Source organism: Vibrio ichthyoenteri ATCC 700023, assembly GCF_000222605.1.
In the GTDB taxonomy this organism is placed as follows: Bacteria; Pseudomonadota; Gammaproteobacteria; order Enterobacterales; family Vibrionaceae; genus Vibrio; species Vibrio ichthyoenteri.
Genome location: NZ_AFWF01000196.1, coordinates 1 through 16,847, shown reverse-complemented (window position 1 = coordinate 16,847; position 16,847 = coordinate 1). Strand labels below are relative to the sequence as shown.

25 protein-coding genes are annotated in these 16,847 nt (G+C 45.8%); 10 read left to right on the top strand and 15 right to left on the bottom strand.

What is annotated here, in order from left to right:
• From RH85_RS14080 to RH85_RS14020, 13 genes are all read right to left on the bottom strand, one after another.
• Window positions 1-1,109: phage portal protein family protein (locus RH85_RS14080; protein WP_006713370.1), on the bottom strand; the 1,109-nt coding region annotated here is incomplete at its 3' end.
• Entirely contained in the window at window positions 1,060-1,581 is a 522-nt protein-coding gene (locus RH85_RS23040) for a hypothetical protein (RefSeq protein ID WP_006713369.1), read from the bottom strand. The genes RH85_RS23040 and RH85_RS14080, both read right to left, overlap by 50 nt.
• Window positions 1,582-1,590: 9 nt before the next feature.
• Window positions 1,591-2,589, bottom strand: a complete 999-nt coding sequence (locus tag RH85_RS14070; RefSeq protein WP_006713368.1) for a major capsid protein — start codon at window positions 2,587-2,589, stop codon at window positions 1,591-1,593.
• Between the two features lie 58 nt (window positions 2,590-2,647).
• Complete coding sequence (locus tag RH85_RS14065; RefSeq protein WP_006713367.1) at window positions 2,648-2,998, bottom strand: hypothetical protein; 351 nt, start codon at window positions 2,996-2,998, stop codon at window positions 2,648-2,650.
• A 1-nt stretch (window position 2,999) separates the two neighbouring features.
• Window positions 3,000-3,335: a hypothetical protein gene (locus RH85_RS14060; protein ID WP_006713366.1), complete on the bottom strand. Its 336-nt coding sequence runs from the start codon at window positions 3,333-3,335 to the stop codon at window positions 3,000-3,002.
• A gap of 2 nt (window positions 3,336-3,337) precedes the next feature.
• Window positions 3,338-4,300: a hypothetical protein gene (locus RH85_RS14055; RefSeq protein ID WP_006713365.1), complete on the bottom strand. Its 963-nt coding sequence runs from the start codon at window positions 4,298-4,300 to the stop codon at window positions 3,338-3,340.
• Window positions 4,301-4,303: 3 nt separating this feature from the next.
• Window positions 4,304-4,792: a phage major tail tube protein gene (locus tag RH85_RS14050; protein ID WP_006713364.1), complete on the bottom strand. Its 489-nt coding sequence runs from the start codon at window positions 4,790-4,792 to the stop codon at window positions 4,304-4,306.
• The gene (locus RH85_RS14045; protein ID WP_006713363.1) at window positions 4,789-6,108 is read right to left on the bottom strand and encodes a phage tail sheath family protein; all 1,320 of its coding nucleotides are present in this window, start codon (window positions 6,106-6,108) and stop codon (window positions 4,789-4,791) included. The genes RH85_RS14050 and RH85_RS14045 overlap by 4 nt, the downstream gene beginning before the upstream one ends.
• Before the next feature lie 74 nt (window positions 6,109-6,182).
• On the bottom strand, window positions 6,183-6,848 hold the full coding sequence (locus tag RH85_RS14040; protein WP_006713362.1) for a DUF7217 family protein: 666 nt from the start codon (window positions 6,846-6,848) through the stop codon (window positions 6,183-6,185).
• Complete coding sequence (locus RH85_RS14035) at window positions 6,845-7,183, bottom strand: GPW/gp25 family protein (RefSeq protein WP_006713361.1); 339 nt, start codon at window positions 7,181-7,183, stop codon at window positions 6,845-6,847. Before RH85_RS14035 ends, RH85_RS14040 begins: the two co-directional genes overlap by 4 nt.
• Before the next feature lie 175 nt (window positions 7,184-7,358).
• On the bottom strand, window positions 7,359-7,994 hold the full coding sequence (locus RH85_RS14030; protein WP_006713360.1) for a phage baseplate assembly protein V: 636 nt from the start codon (window positions 7,992-7,994) through the stop codon (window positions 7,359-7,361).
• On the bottom strand, window positions 7,994-9,607 hold the full coding sequence (locus tag RH85_RS14025) for a hypothetical protein (protein ID WP_138956482.1): 1,614 nt from the start codon (window positions 9,605-9,607) through the stop codon (window positions 7,994-7,996). The genes RH85_RS14030 and RH85_RS14025 overlap by 1 nt, the downstream gene beginning before the upstream one ends.
• Window positions 9,576-10,118, bottom strand: coding sequence for a DUF3486 family protein (locus RH85_RS14020; protein ID WP_160162462.1), 543 nt, complete (start codon window positions 10,116-10,118; stop codon window positions 9,576-9,578). The genes RH85_RS14025 and RH85_RS14020 overlap by 32 nt, the downstream gene beginning before the upstream one ends.
• A gap of 132 nt (window positions 10,119-10,250) precedes the next feature.
• Here RH85_RS14020 and RH85_RS14015 point away from each other — a divergent pair, with 132 nt between their 5' ends.
• Genes RH85_RS14015 through RH85_RS13970 form a run of 10 tightly spaced genes read left to right on the top strand, consistent with a single transcriptional unit; the run spans window position 10,251 to window position 15,682 of the window.
• The gene (locus RH85_RS14015; protein ID WP_006713357.1) at window positions 10,251-10,913 is read left to right on the top strand and encodes a phage virion morphogenesis protein; all 663 of its coding nucleotides are present in this window, start codon (window positions 10,251-10,253) and stop codon (window positions 10,911-10,913) included.
• A complete protein-coding gene (locus RH85_RS23035; RefSeq protein ID WP_006713356.1) occupies window positions 10,910-11,500 on the top strand; it encodes a hypothetical protein in 591 nt (196 codons plus the stop codon). Before RH85_RS14015 ends, RH85_RS23035 begins: the two co-directional genes overlap by 4 nt.
• Window positions 11,493-11,897, top strand: a complete 405-nt coding sequence (locus tag RH85_RS14005) for a phage tail protein (protein WP_006713355.1) — start codon at window positions 11,493-11,495, stop codon at window positions 11,895-11,897. Before RH85_RS23035 ends, RH85_RS14005 begins: the two co-directional genes overlap by 8 nt.
• Complete coding sequence (locus RH85_RS14000; protein WP_006713354.1) at window positions 11,894-12,118, top strand: tail protein X; 225 nt, start codon at window positions 11,894-11,896, stop codon at window positions 12,116-12,118. Before RH85_RS14005 ends, RH85_RS14000 begins: the two co-directional genes overlap by 4 nt.
• Window positions 12,106-13,098: a phage late control D family protein gene (locus tag RH85_RS13995; protein WP_006713353.1), complete on the top strand. Its 993-nt coding sequence runs from the start codon at window positions 12,106-12,108 to the stop codon at window positions 13,096-13,098. The genes RH85_RS14000 and RH85_RS13995 overlap by 13 nt, the downstream gene beginning before the upstream one ends.
• Window positions 13,095-14,225: a baseplate J/gp47 family protein gene (locus RH85_RS13990; RefSeq protein ID WP_006713352.1), complete on the top strand. Its 1,131-nt coding sequence runs from the start codon at window positions 13,095-13,097 to the stop codon at window positions 14,223-14,225. The genes RH85_RS13995 and RH85_RS13990 overlap by 4 nt, the downstream gene beginning before the upstream one ends.
• 3 nt (window positions 14,226-14,228) lie before the next feature.
• Window positions 14,229-14,564 carry a hypothetical protein gene (locus RH85_RS13985; protein ID WP_006713351.1) on the top strand — a complete coding sequence of 112 codons (336 nt, stop codon included), beginning with the start codon at window positions 14,229-14,231 and terminating at the stop codon, window positions 14,562-14,564.
• Window positions 14,561-14,776 carry a hypothetical protein gene (locus RH85_RS13980; RefSeq protein ID WP_006713350.1) on the top strand — a complete coding sequence of 72 codons (216 nt, stop codon included), beginning with the start codon at window positions 14,561-14,563 and terminating at the stop codon, window positions 14,774-14,776. The genes RH85_RS13985 and RH85_RS13980 overlap by 4 nt, the downstream gene beginning before the upstream one ends.
• Complete coding sequence (locus RH85_RS13975; protein ID WP_006713349.1) at window positions 14,751-15,164, top strand: DUF5675 family protein; 414 nt, start codon at window positions 14,751-14,753, stop codon at window positions 15,162-15,164. Before RH85_RS13980 ends, RH85_RS13975 begins: the two co-directional genes overlap by 26 nt.
• Window positions 15,161-15,682, top strand: coding sequence for a hypothetical protein (locus RH85_RS13970; RefSeq protein WP_006713348.1), 522 nt, complete (start codon window positions 15,161-15,163; stop codon window positions 15,680-15,682). The genes RH85_RS13975 and RH85_RS13970 overlap by 4 nt, the downstream gene beginning before the upstream one ends.
• Before the next feature lie 199 nt (window positions 15,683-15,881).
• On the opposite strand, the gene RH85_RS13965 is transcribed toward RH85_RS13970, so the two are convergent.
• Together RH85_RS13965 and RH85_RS22075 are read right to left on the bottom strand one after the other, a co-directional pair.
• Window positions 15,882-16,148: a hypothetical protein gene (locus RH85_RS13965; protein WP_006713347.1), complete on the bottom strand. Its 267-nt coding sequence runs from the start codon at window positions 16,146-16,148 to the stop codon at window positions 15,882-15,884.
• Entirely contained in the window at window positions 16,145-16,573 is a 429-nt protein-coding gene (locus tag RH85_RS22075; RefSeq protein ID WP_006713346.1) for a regulatory protein GemA, read from the bottom strand. The genes RH85_RS13965 and RH85_RS22075 overlap by 4 nt, the downstream gene beginning before the upstream one ends.
• Between the last annotated feature and the right edge of the window lie 274 nt (window positions 16,574-16,847).

Sequence of the window (16,847 nt, the reverse complement as noted above, 5' to 3'; positions counted from 1 at the left end):
TATAGGCATAGTAAGTATTTCTCATCAGGGACATTAGAGAGTGACAATGGTTCATTACTTGGTGTGGTTGCAGATTGCGCTAACAAGGCTTTGAATGCCTCTTCATCAAACCGCATTAAGGCGATTTCTAATGTGGGGTTGAGCATTTTCAACCAGCGCATTAACGTAATATTGATGGTATTGATCACTACTTTTAAATCACTGGCCGTAATACGCAATGTCGCCCGTTCAAAAACTTCACCTAATGCACGAGAGCCGTACTCCTGATTACCCGTTGAGAGAGTTTGGCCTGTGATGCGTTTACAGATCTTGTTGTCATAGAACTTGATCACATCGACAAGCTCCGTTGCCTTGCCCGATATTTTAAGCTCTTGTAGGCTACTTACCCCGCCCAGCGCAATGCCAGAGCCGCCATCGAGTGACGCAAGGCTAGCTGATATGTTATTCAAGTCATCTTGATTTGCGCCATCTTTGGCTAAGGCCACCACCGATGGCACTGCATATTTTTCCCCTAAGCGATCAAGGTTTGAAATATGCGTCCATTTTACTTGCCATGTTGGCCATACGGATTCCAGTAAGCTCTCCCCATAAGGCTTCTCTTTTGAGCCGTTACGAACAAACACCATGACTTTGCCTGGGGTAACATGAAGTGATTCAAAGTTACCATGAAGGTAGAGTAAATCACCTTGCTGACCAATTCGAAAAAGCTTCGGAGCGCGCGCACTAAAGCCAATGGGATAAACGTCATTACCTTGAGCAAACCAATCCAATTCAATCGGATTAAACCCGTATTCAAGATGCTTTAATGCCGCCATCAATAGCGCGTCAAAATCAATAAAGGAAAGTAAGCGTTTAGTATTGGCCACTGCATTCTCTGTTCCCTCCCAAAACCAGGGCATACTCAGTGCTACCGTCTTTCTGAGCTCTAAATCACCAGAGACTTCATCATCAAGCAACATGGCTTCAATCGCTCCCCAATAAGCGTCATAGGTATTTTGAGCATTGCCGCCTAATTGCGATGGCACAGGGTAATATTGCGTCAGGTAATTCGTTGTCGCGTTAGGTAAACTTGAAGAAAGGGTTGAGATTTTGAGATTTGGATTTTTCATCTTTAGTGACACTCGCACCAACGTAGTAAGAGGAAGATTGACCATCGATAGAAGGCACTCGCCCAAGAACGGCATCAATCAAATTTTGCGCATCTTTTTTATTAGAATGAAAACTCACATCAAACTGGCTAATACGGCCTAACTCATAAATCGCTCGATTAACCAAAGCCATCCCAATCACGGCGTGTTCATCTTCACTGTACGCTTTATGGATCGCATCGGCTTGAAGCAATGTTACGTATCCCCATGTCGCCGCATTTGTGCAAGCCGTCATGATGCTGGTTGGATAAGTACGGGGTTGCTCCTCAAGATCAAAGTCATCATCAAACTCATCGAAGGCAACCAAACTATGCTTGGGCACAGGTTGACTCAACTGAGCTAAATCGCCAGTTAGTGACAGATAGAGTTGGGGTTCGAGGGCGTTTTTCACGCCCTCCGGAGTCACTAACCGCTTGAAGTCATCAAGGGTCATGAGGTTTCCTTATGCAACAACCTGAGACCAACAGATAGCGTTGGTGATAGGTGCTGGTAACGGTTTAGATTTACCCAAGATTTCAAGTCCCGATGGATTTGAAATTACATCATGAGTTGCAAAGAATGGCATCGGCTTGTTGCCTGCTTTAATGTCATCCAGGGCCAGATAATACAGCTTGTGGTTTGCGTTAATGTCGATCATGCAAAATGACTTCGCATCGACTTTATCAGTCATCGCATTGTTCACGCCTTTATACTTACCTGATTGCTTAATAATGCTGTAGCCACCGACGTTGATTTCACCTTGTTCACCTAAAACCACTTTGATGGTGTTTTGGCTCTTTGCTGTGGCAATAGACAAGGCGGTGCCATACGCTTTGCTACCCGCCAGAACTTTAACGACGTCTCCATATTCTTTGAGCTGCAAAGATTCATGCATCGCTTCAAGCAGAAGATACAGCTCAGAAATAGAGGCGCTTGCCGTGAGCTTTGTCGTCAATGCGTGATTAAGGGGAGTGCCAAACTCGATTTGATACAAATCCATGCCTGCATCCGTTTTCATCGGATATGCGATAACACCCGTTAGCGATTGTGCAGACATGGCTTCAATGGTTTTTTGCACCACAATCAACATGTCATTGATGCGAGTTTCAAGGTACGCCTTAATCGCTTTTTCACCTTGTTGTTGGAAAACTATCGCCAAGTCATTAATGTCTGCCGCAGACACAAAATCAGAGACGTCGATACCATTAGGGTCGATTTTCACCATTGCACCCGTACCTTTATCCAGTGCATAGGCTTCTGTACCACGACGCACCACTGGCACGTTTGATAGTTCACGTTGTAAGTCAGCCAGCGAAATGCTTGCAAACGGGTGCTGTACACCTTTACCGTAAATCAGATCGCGGATTGGGTAGGTTTTCGTGTGGTTCTTTTTAAACTTTGCTAGCAGCTCTGAAATAAATTCAGGGGTCAACATGCCAGAAATTAGGGCTAATAAATCCATAGTTCTTCTCTTTGTGCTTTAAGCAGCTTTCTTGTTTTTAAAAAAGCCGGTATCTACATTACTGCTCAGTTGAGCCTTCGTTTTGTTCAGTGGCTTTAGGGGCCTTTGCTTTTTTTTCTTTGACCTTTTTGTCGGCCTGCTCGACGATACTTTCAGGCTCTTCAGGCTCTTCAGGCTCTTCAGGCTCTTCAGGCTCTTCAGGTTCACTCAAACCGTCTTCATTTGCCCCGTGACACTCTCGAGCGATGTGGTGCATTTGCTCAAGCGCTTTGGCCGCTTCTTCGATCACTTGAACGCAGTCATCATTGTTAAGCAGAGCGATTGGGTTTCCACCGAGCGTGTTTTGCATCAAGAGATAAGCTTGATTGAACTTTTGTTGGTTCGATTTCAGTAATTGCGACTTCTCCATGTTATTGGCCCTCAAATAAAATTGAGGCCATTAGCGTGAGTTTCTGCGCTTCATTAATCGGCGCATTACCAACAAAAACCTGTGTGGCAAGATAACCGCCAGTCACCAAGCACGGGACGGAAGAGTGACCGTCTTGCTGCGCTTGAGTCGTAATAGCAAGCTTACCCGTTGCAGTGCCATCCCAAGGCTCGATGCCTGTTGATTTGATAATGACCACTAAGCCGCGCTTAAGCCCGGTGACGCCGTTTTTAATGCCGATATTACGAGTTTGATTCAGCTTGTTTGTGGCAACCACAGAAGCAAGATTAAACTCCGTACGTTTGAAAAATTCACTCATGATTAGAATCCTGATTCAGACGCGATGCTCATCATATCGACGTCGGTGGTTTGGTTGTCTGCCGATAGATTGACAGGAGCGTTGGGTAAACCTGAAAACAGACTCTGTCCTGGTAGCGGCGATTTGGCGGGCTTGGCCTGAACAATGCGTTTCATATTCGCAAACATCCCTTTATCAGAGTTATCACATAGGTTCACAGCATCAGTCGCTTCAAGGGCATCAACGATAGGTTTAAGCTCATCGGCTGACATATCTTTGGTTTCAGCAAGCGCTTTAATCTCATTAATACGCGTTATTTTGGTAGTTTCTTGAACCTGTGCTAATTGATTTTTAAGCTGCTTAGTCTCATCAGATTCAACATGATCTGTTGGTAAATTTGCAGGAGCTGGCGTGTTCTCTGAATTCGAATTTAACGCTTCTTGAACCGCCACTTTTACCGCGTCTGTTGTCATGGTGGTGACCAGGGCTTTTAGGGCTTCTTCATCCATATCTAAAATACTCGCTTTAATTATCGTGGCTGAGAGTTGCACAGCCTGTTTTCCTTTCGGTAGAGCGCTTAGCTCAACCACTTCTAATGTTTTGGTGTCGCCCGCAGGAGGCAAACTGCCAAGAATGGCCAGATGATGGATATACCAACCCTCACGCCCTTCAAGCGGGTGAAGGCTAATGCTGAACCCTTCAAAGTCACCGCTGTCTTCCATCTCTTCTAAAAAGGCGCTGTAATGCACCTCGATGATGAGTTCAGATTCACCAGACTGCTCTTGGCTCTCAATCAGTTGAGGGTTATCCACTCGGCCATAAGCAGGAAAGCGGTCGCTACAATCATCAATATGCCCCGTTACGACAGGTGGCCTTGCATCCTGATTGAAGTTTGATATCGCACTTTCCAACATTGCTTTTGTGACCACTTTGCCGTTCTTTTGAACGCCCGTCGTAACGATGGACATTTTTCTCATTCGAGGCATGGGTTACGCTCCTAGCTGTGGGAACGAGAGTCCTTTGGCAAAATCGATCATAAATATCTGACCGCTGCTATCGGAAACTTCCAAAAATTGCACCGAGATATTCGCCGTGTAATCTTGTTGCTCATCGTCATAGTTGGGTACTGGTGGGTTTAATACATAACCGTGAAGACGAGTCGTCATAGCGCCGTTTTTGCGAATACCTGAATGGGTATCAAGCATGCGCACCACACCTGTAAAGCGAAGTTTCACATAACCGCCGTTCTCGTTGAGTGTGCGGATATCTTTTGGGGCTAAGCTACCAAAAGGGACAGAGGCTTTAATCGGCTCAAACTTACCTGTTGGAACATCAATACCTCCAACACCACCGAGCCCTCCAAGGGTTTTGGTTTTGCGCGTCACTTCAGCGCTCATGCTTTTAACACGCCCGATGTACTGTGATTCGTTAATGTAAACCGATTGATTGGTCATAATGACGCTAGCGTTTTGGCTCACGAGTTACCTCCTAATAGCTGTGACAGCGCGTTTTCTAAACCTTGAGAATAAATCTCAGCTTCAAATTCAATACTTTCCATCACCATGGCTGGCGTCGCTTTGTAATGAAACTTGATCATGCCTTGCATTAAATTACTCAAAGGGTTTTGCTCTTCTTTGATAAAGCACTCACCAAACACCAATGATTCACCAATTTTTTCACGTAGGTAGTCGTTGACACTTTCGGCCACTCGACCAATCAAGGTGTTGGCTAAATCATCAGGACTCGTGAACATCGGACGGTCGAGGTATTGCATCGCAAACTTCTCAATCGCTTCTTCGATGATGTCCATGGTCCGTCGCCAAGCGATAAAGGTCATCACATCCGATTTCGATGGATAAGCGGTACTGCGGTTGCCAAAGGCACGAAGCCCATTGAAATTAATGGTGGTGACAATGCCAGCCTTGTTGAGCTGCACGACGTCACAATCAGGATCGTTTGGTAAGTATTCCAAATCATGCTCAGAGGCGACCGCATCAACCAATTTGAGGTTAGAAGGACTGCACCAGTAACCCGTTTCCATTGGCTCACCTGTTAGGTTCTTATCCATTTGGATGATGAGACCAGCGTAAGACGGCGCAGCCCAATCAAGGCGTATTTCTCCTTCGTTATTGAGCACTTTAAGACGTGGGTAGTAACAGGTCGCACGATAGTCACTTATGCCGTTAGCAAACACGCGCGCTTGCTCTTGGGTTGAGCCCGCTGGCGGTTCGGTGATCCACATGCCTCGGGTTTTACGGATCGCCGCAACGGCTTGTGACGCAGCGCCAGGCTTGTCAATCAAACCAGGAGCTAAGAAAACCTTTGGCATAAAGCCATAGACTGCCTGTGTTTGACGAATAAGCGGTAAGCTTTCCAAAAAGAACCCAAGCTCAGGGTCGGCAGCTTTTGCTTGCTCAAGGCGAACTTGTGCCTGTGCTACCGCATTTTCTTCCGCACTAGAGGCATTGACGATAGCAAGATCGGATTGTTCTTGAGGAAGAACGACCGATTTTTTTACATTGCTTTTCGATGATCTAGGATTTGAGTCAATCGGTGGTGGTAGAACATAAGAAATAACCGTCGCACGTTCAGAGTATTTATAAATACGCTCAAGTGCATTCAACAATGTACCTTCACCTAATTTCTCTTTGGCTTCATCAAAAGAGAGCGTCTTAATGATGCTCCCTGGATTAGCTTTTTGAGAATTCCCAAATACTCCTGCAATCGCACTCGATACATCAAGGATTGGGGTTGGGCCTGAGACCACTTCTACGGTATCGACACCGTGTTTCATGAGGGGTACTCCCTATCAGTTAGTAGGGAGTAGCATAAGAAAAACCTCGTTAGTCGAGGTTCATATGCACGATCTTAGAGGTGTTGCTTAATGTCATCAGGTAAGGTCGCTTGCATGATGGCTTGGGTACAAGGGTTGTTCCATACAGCATCGATGGCGCTCGCAATACCCGAATTCATGATTTTTTTCTCAAACTCATCAATGATAGCTTTGCCTTCTGCCACCATGGCATCGAACTGAGCGGTACAGTCATCAATTAGTCCTGACACACCAGATAGGTATTCTTCAAGTTCAAGTGCGCTCATCGCGCCGGAGAGATAGTCATCAACCTTTTGACCAATAACCGATGCAACTTCTGATCCTGCGGTAAAAAGTTTGTCCGCACCGCCTGCTATCGGGCCAAAGACTTTGTCGGTATTAACACAAGACGACACAGGTAAACCTGCCATGGTATCGAGCGTGCTCACCATGTTGGATTTACTCGAAAGCCACAGCGCATTATCTGCCAAGCTTTGCATGTGGCCCATTGTGCGATCCATTGCGGAGGTCGCCGCACTGAGCTTACTTTCAATCTGAGTGATAAGAGCAATATCGACTTCTTGTAGTTCATCCAAACCGAGGGCATTGAGCTTTCTAATCGCTTCATTGGTGGTACTTTGCGCCGCTTTAGCTTCATTTATACCTGGGCAGGTCATGCTCATTGAGCCACTGCCTAACGCTTTGTAAACATCAATATTCATAATAAAGAGATCTCTCTAAATTGCTCACCCGTCTCTAATAAGGTAAAGGTAGCGCGTATCGAAAACTGCCCCAACGCCATCTCTGAGGCCACCACAAAAATCTGGCTCATCTCGATGCGAGGTTCATATTTTTTAACCTGCCTGGTGATATCGACCATCAGCTTAGACATCTCCCATTGAGGACGGTCAACATAACTCATTGCATCACACCCATATTCAGGATCGTAAATGCGAGTGCCTTTTGGGGTATGCAGCAATACTTTGAGTGATTGCAATACATCTTCTTTGAGGGTTTGACAGCGACCTTCACCATCTAATCGAATCGCATACTTCATGCGTTCAATCCTCCGGATTTTGAATGTAATAAACGATTGAACGACGCTCTCTTGAAAAATAGTTTCGTGATAGCGTTCAACCAGTCCTGTAGGTAATTCAACAGCCTTGAAAGCAAATTTTTCATACCATTACGCCACTTCAAGATAAAAACGCTTAGAATCGTTTCTAGCGCGCTTAACTCATTGGTTGGTTTGGGGTGGGTGAAGGGCCATGATTGTGACCGTTGTAGATCATTCGGATTTGAGTCATTGAACCACTCTTGTCCATTACCTCTTTTTTGACCTTCAAGTTGGATTCAAAGGTGACATCTTGCTGAACTTTGAATGTCTTGGTAATCGTGACATGACCATCAATATCAACATCAGAAACAAATCGAGTACCATTCTTATCCATAGTGAATGTCGGACCACCGCCACCAATTTCTGCCAGCAGAATCTGCTTCCCTTCGTCATAAGTGATCACCGTGCCATCATTGAACTTCATGCCAAACACTTTGACATCACTCTGAAAAGGCGTTTCTGATTGGTTGTACAGCGCGCCCAACACAAACCCTCTGGCCATATCGCCAATTGGGGGAAAGAGGCAAACCACTTGCTCGCCAATTTCAAGGTTATGCACCACTTGAACCCCTTTGGTGCGAAAGGCCAATACAGGCAACCAAACGGATGGCACACCATCGAGCCCTTTTAACGCCACTTTTACGCGGTGTGAAGTACCCTCAACCTCAATCACTTCACCAATGCTCACGATGCGTGTCATCCGAGCATAGAGCGTATCAAGTCGCGCTTTGAGCTCTTTGAAGATCTTCATTATCTCACCATTCGTCGAACGCCAGAGCCGAGACGCTTTGCCAATTGAGCCATCGCATTCTTTGGTCTTGGGTTACGAGGTTGCGCCGCTGAGCCACCAACAAACACGGTGATGAGTCTTTGAATACACATCTCGATGGCGTCTGGAATGTCATCTTTACCACGTGGATACATATCGAGTTGATCTTTAAGGCGCGTCATGGTTTCCAATATCAATAAAGTTTCGGTTTCAAACAACGCTTGTAGGCTCTTAATTCGAAGAAACTTATTTCCACCACGAAAACCTTCGCTCGGTAGAACGACACCAAGTCGCAGAGCTTCGCGCTGAATTTCACGACGGTATATTTTCTGAAATGCCACTTCTTCGATAATAACGAACGCGGGTTTAAATTGGAGATAGACTGAAACAATACGCCGAGCAAACGCTAAATCAGATTCAATCCAGCCATCAGCAAACAACACATAGAGCACGTTGGTATGCTTGTGCTTAGCAATCACGGCAATGGCAGAGTCGTCGCCTCCTTCCACTCCGGTAGCAGGGTCAACGGCCATCCCTATCTCACAATCACGCAAGTCCACTTCACTGGGGTGATAGGTCTTCACGGTATTCATGTTGAAGACTTTCTCATCATCCGACATCGGTTTATTTTCATATTCCGTTGCCCAAATGTGGGAGCCCAGTTTGCGCTTCTTGTCCATGAGTAGAGGCAATGGCCAACGAGCTGGCCAAAGCGGTTCACCTAATGGAGTTATCGCGCCAAATCGAAGACCAATCCAATCGGTCATTACTCCTTCGGCGATCTCTTTTAGCAGTCGGCTAGGTAAATCATCGGGATGCATGATGGTATTGGCAATGACGGTTAATGCACCTTTACCCAAGTTCAAAATAACCCGCTTAAACCAGTTATAAAGCGCACGTCGTCGCTTTACTGATTCCACTTCATCATCTTTTAATAGGTCATCACAAATAATGTGAGTCGGACGTTGGAATTCATTTTTCACCCCGCGAAGCGATTGCCCCGCACCGACCGCTTGAATGGCAGAGCCGTTAGCCAACTGAATTTTGCGCTTCGCCCAAGTGTTCCCTTTCACTTTTTGAAAGCCGTAATCCGCGATGATTTGGTCGTCTTCTTCTAGCATCGTTTTGATGCCATCAATCATATCTTGCGCGGAGTCTTTACTGGCCGCGCAAATAACAATGAATGAACCAGGGTAATTCAGTGCCAACCATAGAGGGAGCGCTTGCGTATTACGTGTGGTTTTACCGTGATCGCGAGGTTCAATATCTAAGATCCCCTCCAGCTCACCTTCTGGCATTTGAATAAAAACATGATCGTCGCTGGCCGTGACGGAGCGAAAAAGCTGCTCATCGGCAAAGTTTAATTGCCGAGTAGAGACAAGGCGTGTTAACGCTAATTGATAGTCAGCAAAAGGCACAGGAAATGCCTTGGGCATGTAAGTCTCACAAAAATAGGCAAAGTCCGTTTTCGCCGTTGCTAATCGAGACTCCTTGCCTTGAGCTTTGGCTTGAATGTGTAGACGCAATTGCGCCTGCTCTTTGAGTCGCTGAAGCTCATGTTTATCAAACACCACGACCTCGCTTATATTCGACATCGATAGATTCAATCGCTTCGACTAAGCGGATCAACAGTTCGGGATCGTCTTCGGACAATAAACGAGTGAGCTCTTTTTTCAGATCTTGTTTGGCCGCTTTTACCCCGCGTGTAAATTCCATCTTCAAACGGCCCACGCCAACAGTACCTCCAGTGACTGATTGAAGCGCTGAAAACATATCTTTGGGATCATCAAAATCGAGCTCATCTAAGTCTTTGATGTAATCCACAAGCTTGCGCGCCAGTAACTGGTTAGCCGCATCAACCAAATCCGTGCCAGCGGTATCTTTAATGCTGTCGAGTAATATTTTGCTCTCTTCTTGCGCTTTACGAAGGTTAATCGCGGCTTCTTCATTGGTTTTAATGGTGCGGCGAATGGCGCGCGCACTGAGCTTGATGCCTTCATCATTGAGCACCTTAGCGATTTTTTCAGAGTTCAGTTTATCGCGCGTGTACAAGTCAATGATGCGTTCAACAATGCCCATCGCCTCCGCTTTACTTCGTCTCCCCACAATATTTTTCCTTATCGTTATACCCGTTGGGACAGAGAAAAAGTAACGAAAAACACCGTTTTCTTGGTTCATATGAACCAGATTGAGCCCTTATAAAACCTAAGCTAGAGCATCGAAAACAGGAGTGTTGTGATGGTGGCGTCGACCTTTGTTAATGCACTGAAAAAGCGAGAGCAAGCTCTGACAACGCTGGGTCATAAGATTGGGCCTTTAGCGGTCTCTATGGTGCAACAGAATATGGATGGCCCTTTTAAGGCCAATGCGCCGTTGACCAAGCAGCTTAAAAATAATGGTGCCAAACCGTTAAAAGATACGGGAGATACAAGAGCATCCATAAATTACCAATCCCAAGGTGATAACACCGTCGTCGGCACCATAAAACCTCACGCCAAACTGATTAATGATGGCGGTACGCTAAAGCCTAAGCATTCACAAAAATTAGCGATCCCTGTTAATAAGCAAGTCAAGCAACGTGTGAATGCTTGGGGGGTAAAAAAAACGCTGCGCCAGCTTGAGTCAAAAGGATGGAAAATCTTCTTTCGTCCTAAAGCCATCATGGGGCGCGCGCCACCAGGAGCGAAACCGTTTGGTCTAAAAATTAAATCAAAACACAACAAGAGCGCCCGAAAACGAAAAGATGGTACATACAGCGAAAATGCAAAGGGGGTGTTTTATGTGCTTTTCTACCGAAGCTCTGGCATCAAGGTGCCTAAGCGAGAGTTTATGAAATTGTATGAAACCCAAGAGAAAACCTTAACTCGCATTATTGAACGCGTACTTGAGGATAAAACATGAAAGCTTTAGATAAGTTAAGAGCGCTATTAATGGGTCGATTGCGTATGACGACCATCATGGAGCCTTCAAACGCGACCGCAAGGCGTCACGTTCGGGTGATGGCCAGTAACATTAAACTCACGCCATTACCCATTGAAAATACAAACATGGCTTATATGCCTTATGAATGTTTGATGGATATTGTGATCTCTTATCGCATCAGTGGAGGCAATATGCGTGAAGCCTTAACTCATACCTCACTGGCTGAATCATTGCTCATTACGGAAATGCTTTCAGGCAAAGCGCTCGATATTAAAGATGTTGCTGAAGCCTTGAATGAGCGTGATGAGATCCGATTAGCTCACCCTGACTGGTCGCTCTCTGTGGTCGGCGATGCGCTGCTTTATGGGGCAACTCGCGTAGGCGATGGGTTTGCCAATCAATCTCAGTTTTCAGACCACGATGAGATCAGCGATGACATCATGGCGTATGAAGACCAATGGAAAGCCAGGTTATCACTCACACTGCATCGTCATTTTCCAAACCCTACATTGCGTACTATCACGATGGTTAACGATCACAATAACGAGGAAAATACCGTTGAATAATGCACAAAAAATTTTAAAAAGTGGTCATTGGGGAGCATGGGGGGATTGCGGTTTTAAAACCTTATTCACGCCTCATTCAATCAGTGACAATCGCACTTGGCGAGTGCCTGCTCAAAACGTGCTTAATGGGTACCCTCATCATCAATTTATGGGTGAAGGAGAGCGAACATTACCGATCACCATTGCGGTACACAACGAGTTTTGCGATTTAGCTAAGCATCATGACGTCATGCTAAAACAATCAAACAGTGACGATGCTCAACCCTTGGTGATTGGCCATAATGTATTGGGTTTTTTCAAGTGTAAAAGCATGAGTCAAACTTACGATGAAACCACCCCTGAAGGAATTCTCATCGCATCCACCTATCAACTGAGTTTGGTGGAAGTACGCGAATGAAGACCCTCTTTGCGATTGACGGTGAACGCTGGGACACGCTGTGCCTTCGCGCTTACGGAATGGCTACCCCTGAAATGGTGAAACAGCTTCGAACGCACAATCGTAAGTTGGTTCGTCTGCACAGTTTTGTGTTGCCTGGTGGTGCTCAGGTACTTGTTCCAGAGCAAAACATTAAGGCGCAAGCCCATACTGTTATCGAGCTTGCCCCATGGCAACGTTAATCAAACCGACCATCGTGCTTGATTGGGCTGGCCGTGATGTGACGCAGAGCTTAGGCGCTTATGTCAAACACATCAGCTTTAGCGACAGCCTACAAGTTGATGAAACCAGTGTCCCTGACACTCTCTCAATCACGCTTCGCAATCCTGACGGACGCTTCTTAGATGCTTGGTATCCAAGTAAAGGCGATATCTTAAAAGCAGGTGTGCGTTATCAAGACAGCACTTGGATGTGGGGCGTGTTCGAGATAGATGATATCAAGTTTCGTTTTGCTCCTGATGAGCTCATTATCGGTGCGAACGCGGCCAAGCTGGCCCGAGGCGATTTAGACAAAGCGCAATCACGTGCCTTTGATAACATTGCGCTCTCAGCGCTGCTCAACATTGTGGCCAATGAAGCTGGCATGAACGCGGTGCTGACGGGTGAGGATGTCACGCTAACACGTGTTGAGCAGCAAGCGGAATCCTCTATGTCGATGATAAAACGCTTAGCGTCACGCTATGGTCTGCCTGTGAATATTAAAAGCGGCACCTTGTATATGGGGGTTCCTAAAGGTATTGCACCATTAACGCTATCGGTCACCGATCGCAATCGTATTCAAAAGCTGGATTTACCCGAGGTCGTTCGAGGGCAATACACCGCCGTTAAAATTGATTATTACGATCAAGATAAGCGGCAATTAATTCAATACATCGCGGGGGATGATCAGGCTTCTAACGCGCAAATATTGCGCCTTTATGATGCACCTGTCACCTCACACGATGAAGCGGTGACTTACGCAAACGCCGCACTCAAAGAGCAAAACAACCAATCAAAAAGCACGGGAAGCATCACTTTGACCGCAACACCCATTACCTCTGGTCAAGAGATGAACTTTACTCATGTTGGTAAGCTTCATCCAAGCTGGATGGTACTCAATCAAACCACAACAGTGAGTGATGGCGGTTGGACGTGCAATGCGACAATAGGAAAACGAGAATGAAAACCCCATTAGGCCAATTACCTGAGCCGAAACTGATTGATTCGGATTACCAAACAACGCTCTCGAGAGTGCGTAATAACTACCAATCAGCAACAAAGCACTATCCAAGCACCAACGATCCAGAAACCTTCCAACTCGAGCAGTTAGCGTATGAGCGTGAAATGCTGGTTGATGAAATCAACTTTGAAGGTAAGCAAAACTTACTGGCGTTTGCGAAAGACGTTCGACTAGAACGCCTTGGTGACTTAGTAGACTGCGAACGTTTAAAGCCAACCTCTGCGAACGCCGAATTTTTATTCACCTTCTTAGCTGACCATCGCGGGTTCGATATTCACAAAGGTTTTGTGATGTTAGCGCAAGATGGTAAGACGATTTTTCAAACCAAAGAAATGCACACCATCGCGCGGGGTGTAAGCACTCAAACATTGGTGTTGTACGCGCAAGAAGTAGGCCCTGGTGCAAACGGTTTTGCTGCAGGGGAAATATCACAAATCTCTAAGCCGATGGCAGAGATTGTGAGTGCGGTGAATACCACTATCTCCGTGGGTGGCAGCGATAAAGAGTCTGATGAAAGTTATGCTGAACGCATCTATCTTGCGCCATCCGGCTTTTCAAGCGCAGGCCCTTATGATGCCTACGAATATTTTGCCAGAAGTGCCCACCCAGGGATTGCAAGAGTTAAGGTGTTAAGTCCTGAGCCGAACCATATTGATATCTATGTGCGGATGAAGGATGACTCACTGCCAAGTCAAGCCATCTTGAATGACGTGGAGGCTTATTGCAGCGCGCAAAAGCGTCGTCCTATTGGCGATCGAGTTAAAGCCAAAGCCGCTCAGCCTTATCATATGGACACCACTTTGCATATTTCGATTTACGCTAACATGCAGTCAATGGCGACCAGTACCGTGACGGCGGTGCGCACGAAAGTGAACGCATTAACCGCTCGATGGACAATGCAGTTAGGCCGTGATGTTGTGCCGCAAGACTTAACAAGCGAAGCACAAGTCATGCAAGCGGTGTATTTAGCGACGACACCGCTTGAGTTTAAAGCAATTGCACCACACCAATATCCGGTCATTACCGTCTCAGACATTACGTATGACATTGTGGATGAGCAAGTGGAGTAAGGCATGAAACTAACGGACTGGCTGGTTGAGCTGGATATGATGTTGGGGTTATCAGCGATGGCGTTATTAGGGGCGCTCTCTCAGGCAGCCAGTACCGAAAGCATGAATGTGCGCACCATTATTGCGGGTGTTGTCATGTCAACGTTTGTGCTGGCTTTGGTCTATATCGGCCTTGAGAGCATAGAGATGGATGAGACACTTCGATTAGTGTTAGCTGGTGTTGCTGGGTATTCCGCAAGGTATATCCTTCAGGCTTGGAACCTTATCATGGAGCGTCTTGCCCATAACCCTATAAAAATGCTGAGCGAAATAGCCAAAATATGGAGAGGCAAAGGATGACAATGATATTGACCTTTATTGCAGCCACGTTGATGGCGGTAATGGTTCGCAGTGATAAGGCGCGGATGTGTCTTATTGCGGCGATGGGGTTGTATGCAGTGGCTGACCTTTCGCCCACCATGCAACTGATGTTCTTAGGCGTACTGGTCGCTACTTGGCAATCTCTTTTTACCTCTGGAGAACGTCATGAAAAAACTCAAACTCATCACTAAAGGATTGCCAACAGGTACCTTTGGTGAGATCTTTATGAATGGTAGTGCGCTTTGCTATACCGTCGAACGAGAGTGGAACAATAATTTGCCAAGTCTTAGCTGTGTTCCGGCTGGTACGTATCGGCTAAAACGTCATAAATCACCTAAATACGGTTTCTGTTTTGCATTAGAATGCCCAAGTGTTGGTGTCACTATTTATGGGCCAAGTCAGCGCACTCACTGCCTTATTCATGCGGCTAACTTCCCTCATCAACTAGAAGGCTGTATCGCGCCAGGGATAGAGATGCATAGTGATAAGTGGGGCGTAGCAAATAGTCGTACAGCAATGAATAAGCTCCTTGAAATACTCGTTGATGACGAATACGAATTGGAGATTGTAAGACTATGAGCCTAATTAGTGCCGCGCTTGGGATTGCCAATGCGCTGGGTGTTACCGATACCGTATCGAATTGGTTTGGTGGTAACAATGGCAATGAGATCGCTGATAAAGTATTAAAGGTTACTCAAGCGGTCACCGGAACCACATCGCTCTCGAGTACGATTGAGGCCATTCAAGATCCCGTAATGGCGGCCAAAGTCGAAGAAGCGTTAATGCAGCATGAACTTGAGTTTAATAAGTTGGCTTTCGGGGATAAAAAAGACGCTAGAGATCTGCAGGAAAAGTCTCTTGAAAGTGGCGATAAATTTGCCAACCGGTTCTTATATTATTTCTCATTTTATTGGGCGATAGTGGCGTCGGGATACCTCTTTGCGATCACCTTTATTAGTATACCAGATCAAGCGGTTCGCTTTGCCGATACCATTTTAGGTTTTCTGCTTGGCACCATCATCGCGGGTATCATCAGTTTCTTCTATGGCGCGTCGTTTAAAGAGCCAAAAGCCAAACCTAACCCAAAACCGATATAGTCCCTTGAACAAAAGCCGCCCAATCAAAGGGCGGCTTTCTTGTATTTAAAATAGGGACATCTGTCCACTGCTTGGCTCATCAGGCTCCGTTTGATGCACGAACGTAAGCCAAGACTGCAAACGAAACGCAAACACATACTCACGCTTTACACGGCGTCTTGCGACTGCACTGCATCCCGTGAATACCTGAGAGCAGCGTTTAATTTTTACTGAATCCTGGCTCGGAGTTTTCATAGTTGCTTCTTGTCCAAATAATTTCTGCGATTTCATTGATAGAATAGTAAGTCCGACCACAGCCTGTATAGGCTTTCAAAATACTGATGTCATTCGGGGTTAACATCTCATGAAACTCATGAGCTGGAATGCGGTTTTCAGGCCACATCTGCAGCAGCACTTTTTCTACGTCTTCTTTGTCGTGAATGATGACTGGCTCTAAACCTGGTTTCATCATTGATGCTGAGCTCATACTGCGTTCCATTTTTCTAAGCCAGTGATGACCTCACTGATGGTCACTTTTGTTAAAAACCGTACATTACTCACGCTTGCAGTACGATGCACAAATGCGGTGAGTGCAGGATCTTTTAAACCACCTTGCCAACCTTTTGCATAGCAAAGCGCGGCGAGTTTTCGCCATTGGGCATCTGTTGGGCGGTTTGGGTTGTTGGTTTTTACTGGTTGGTAGCGAGGTTTTGGGCCATCGAGGTATTGATGCTCTTTTAAATGAGCAATGACACTCTCAAGTTCAACGTGATTCATGGTTTTACAACTAGATTTACCCGTCAAATCGACAAGACAACGGCGATAGGCTTCATCAGTAAATTCGCCAAGTTCAACCGTCAATTTAGTTTTCATGCCTTTATGGATAAGGCCATATTGCTGATATCTATTCATAAAAAATGCCCTCGCAAACCGTACTTGCAAGGGCATTGTATTGTGTAGTTCAAAAACTCGCCAGTGATTAGCCGTCAAGATATTTATAATGCTTTGTTCTGACAACGTTAAGGATTCAAGTTAAAACAGTTTTTTGTTCAGTTGTGGTGGGCAACGAAAACTTACTAAATTTTGTTAGCTCATCTTTGACTAAATTTATCAAATAGTCTTAGTATGCAATCAAGAGTCTATTGATTCTATTTGGTTCAAAACATCACTAATGCGTCAGATAATC

Bases quoted from the DNA above. Each gene is read 5' to 3' on its own strand.
- RH85_RS23035 (WP_006713356.1), top strand. From the start codon at position 10,910: ATGAAAGCTTTAGATAAGTTAAGAGCGCTATTAATGGGTCGATTGCGT.
- RH85_RS13995 (WP_006713353.1), top strand. From the start codon at position 12,106: ATGGCAACGTTAATCAAACCGACCATCGTGCTTGATTGGGCTGGCCGT.
- RH85_RS14015 (WP_006713357.1), top strand. From the start codon at position 10,251: ATGGTGGCGTCGACCTTTGTTAATGCACTGAAAAAGCGAGAGCAAGCT.
- RH85_RS14030 (WP_006713360.1), bottom strand. From the start codon at position 7,994: ATGAAGATCTTCAAAGAGCTCAAAGCGCGACTTGATACGCTCTATGCT.
- RH85_RS13965 (WP_006713347.1), bottom strand. From the start codon at position 16,148: ATGAGCTCAGCATCAATGATGAAACCAGGTTTAGAGCCAGTCATCATT.
- RH85_RS13970 (WP_006713348.1), top strand. From the start codon at position 15,161: ATGAGCCTAATTAGTGCCGCGCTTGGGATTGCCAATGCGCTGGGTGTT.
- RH85_RS13975 (WP_006713349.1), top strand. From the start codon at position 14,751: ATGAAAAAACTCAAACTCATCACTAAAGGATTGCCAACAGGTACCTTT.
- RH85_RS14035 (WP_006713361.1), bottom strand. From the start codon at position 7,183: ATGAAGTATGCGATTCGATTAGATGGTGAAGGTCGCTGTCAAACCCTC.
- RH85_RS14040 (WP_006713362.1), bottom strand. From the start codon at position 6,848: ATGAATATTGATGTTTACAAAGCGTTAGGCAGTGGCTCAATGAGCATG.
- RH85_RS14025 (WP_138956482.1), bottom strand. From the start codon at position 9,607: ATGTCGAATATAAGCGAGGTCGTGGTGTTTGATAAACATGAGCTTCAG.
- RH85_RS23040 (WP_006713369.1), bottom strand. From the start codon at position 1,581: ATGACCCTTGATGACTTCAAGCGGTTAGTGACTCCGGAGGGCGTGAAA.
- RH85_RS13985 (WP_006713351.1), top strand. From the start codon at position 14,229: ATGAAACTAACGGACTGGCTGGTTGAGCTGGATATGATGTTGGGGTTA.
- RH85_RS13980 (WP_006713350.1), top strand. From the start codon at position 14,561: ATGACAATGATATTGACCTTTATTGCAGCCACGTTGATGGCGGTAATG.
- RH85_RS14055 (WP_006713365.1), bottom strand. From the start codon at position 4,300: ATGCCTCGAATGAGAAAAATGTCCATCGTTACGACGGGCGTTCAAAAG.
- RH85_RS14060 (WP_006713366.1), bottom strand. From the start codon at position 3,335: ATGAGTGAATTTTTCAAACGTACGGAGTTTAATCTTGCTTCTGTGGTT.
- RH85_RS14000 (WP_006713354.1), top strand. From the start codon at position 11,894: ATGAAGACCCTCTTTGCGATTGACGGTGAACGCTGGGACACGCTGTGC.
- RH85_RS14065 (WP_006713367.1), bottom strand. From the start codon at position 2,998: ATGGAGAAGTCGCAATTACTGAAATCGAACCAACAAAAGTTCAATCAA.
- RH85_RS13990 (WP_006713352.1), top strand. From the start codon at position 13,095: ATGAAAACCCCATTAGGCCAATTACCTGAGCCGAAACTGATTGATTCG.
- RH85_RS14045 (WP_006713363.1), bottom strand. From the start codon at position 6,108: ATGAAACACGGTGTCGATACCGTAGAAGTGGTCTCAGGCCCAACCCCA.
- RH85_RS14070 (WP_006713368.1), bottom strand. From the start codon at position 2,589: ATGGATTTATTAGCCCTAATTTCTGGCATGTTGACCCCTGAATTTATT.
- RH85_RS22075 (WP_006713346.1), bottom strand. From the start codon at position 16,573: ATGAATAGATATCAGCAATATGGCCTTATCCATAAAGGCATGAAAACT.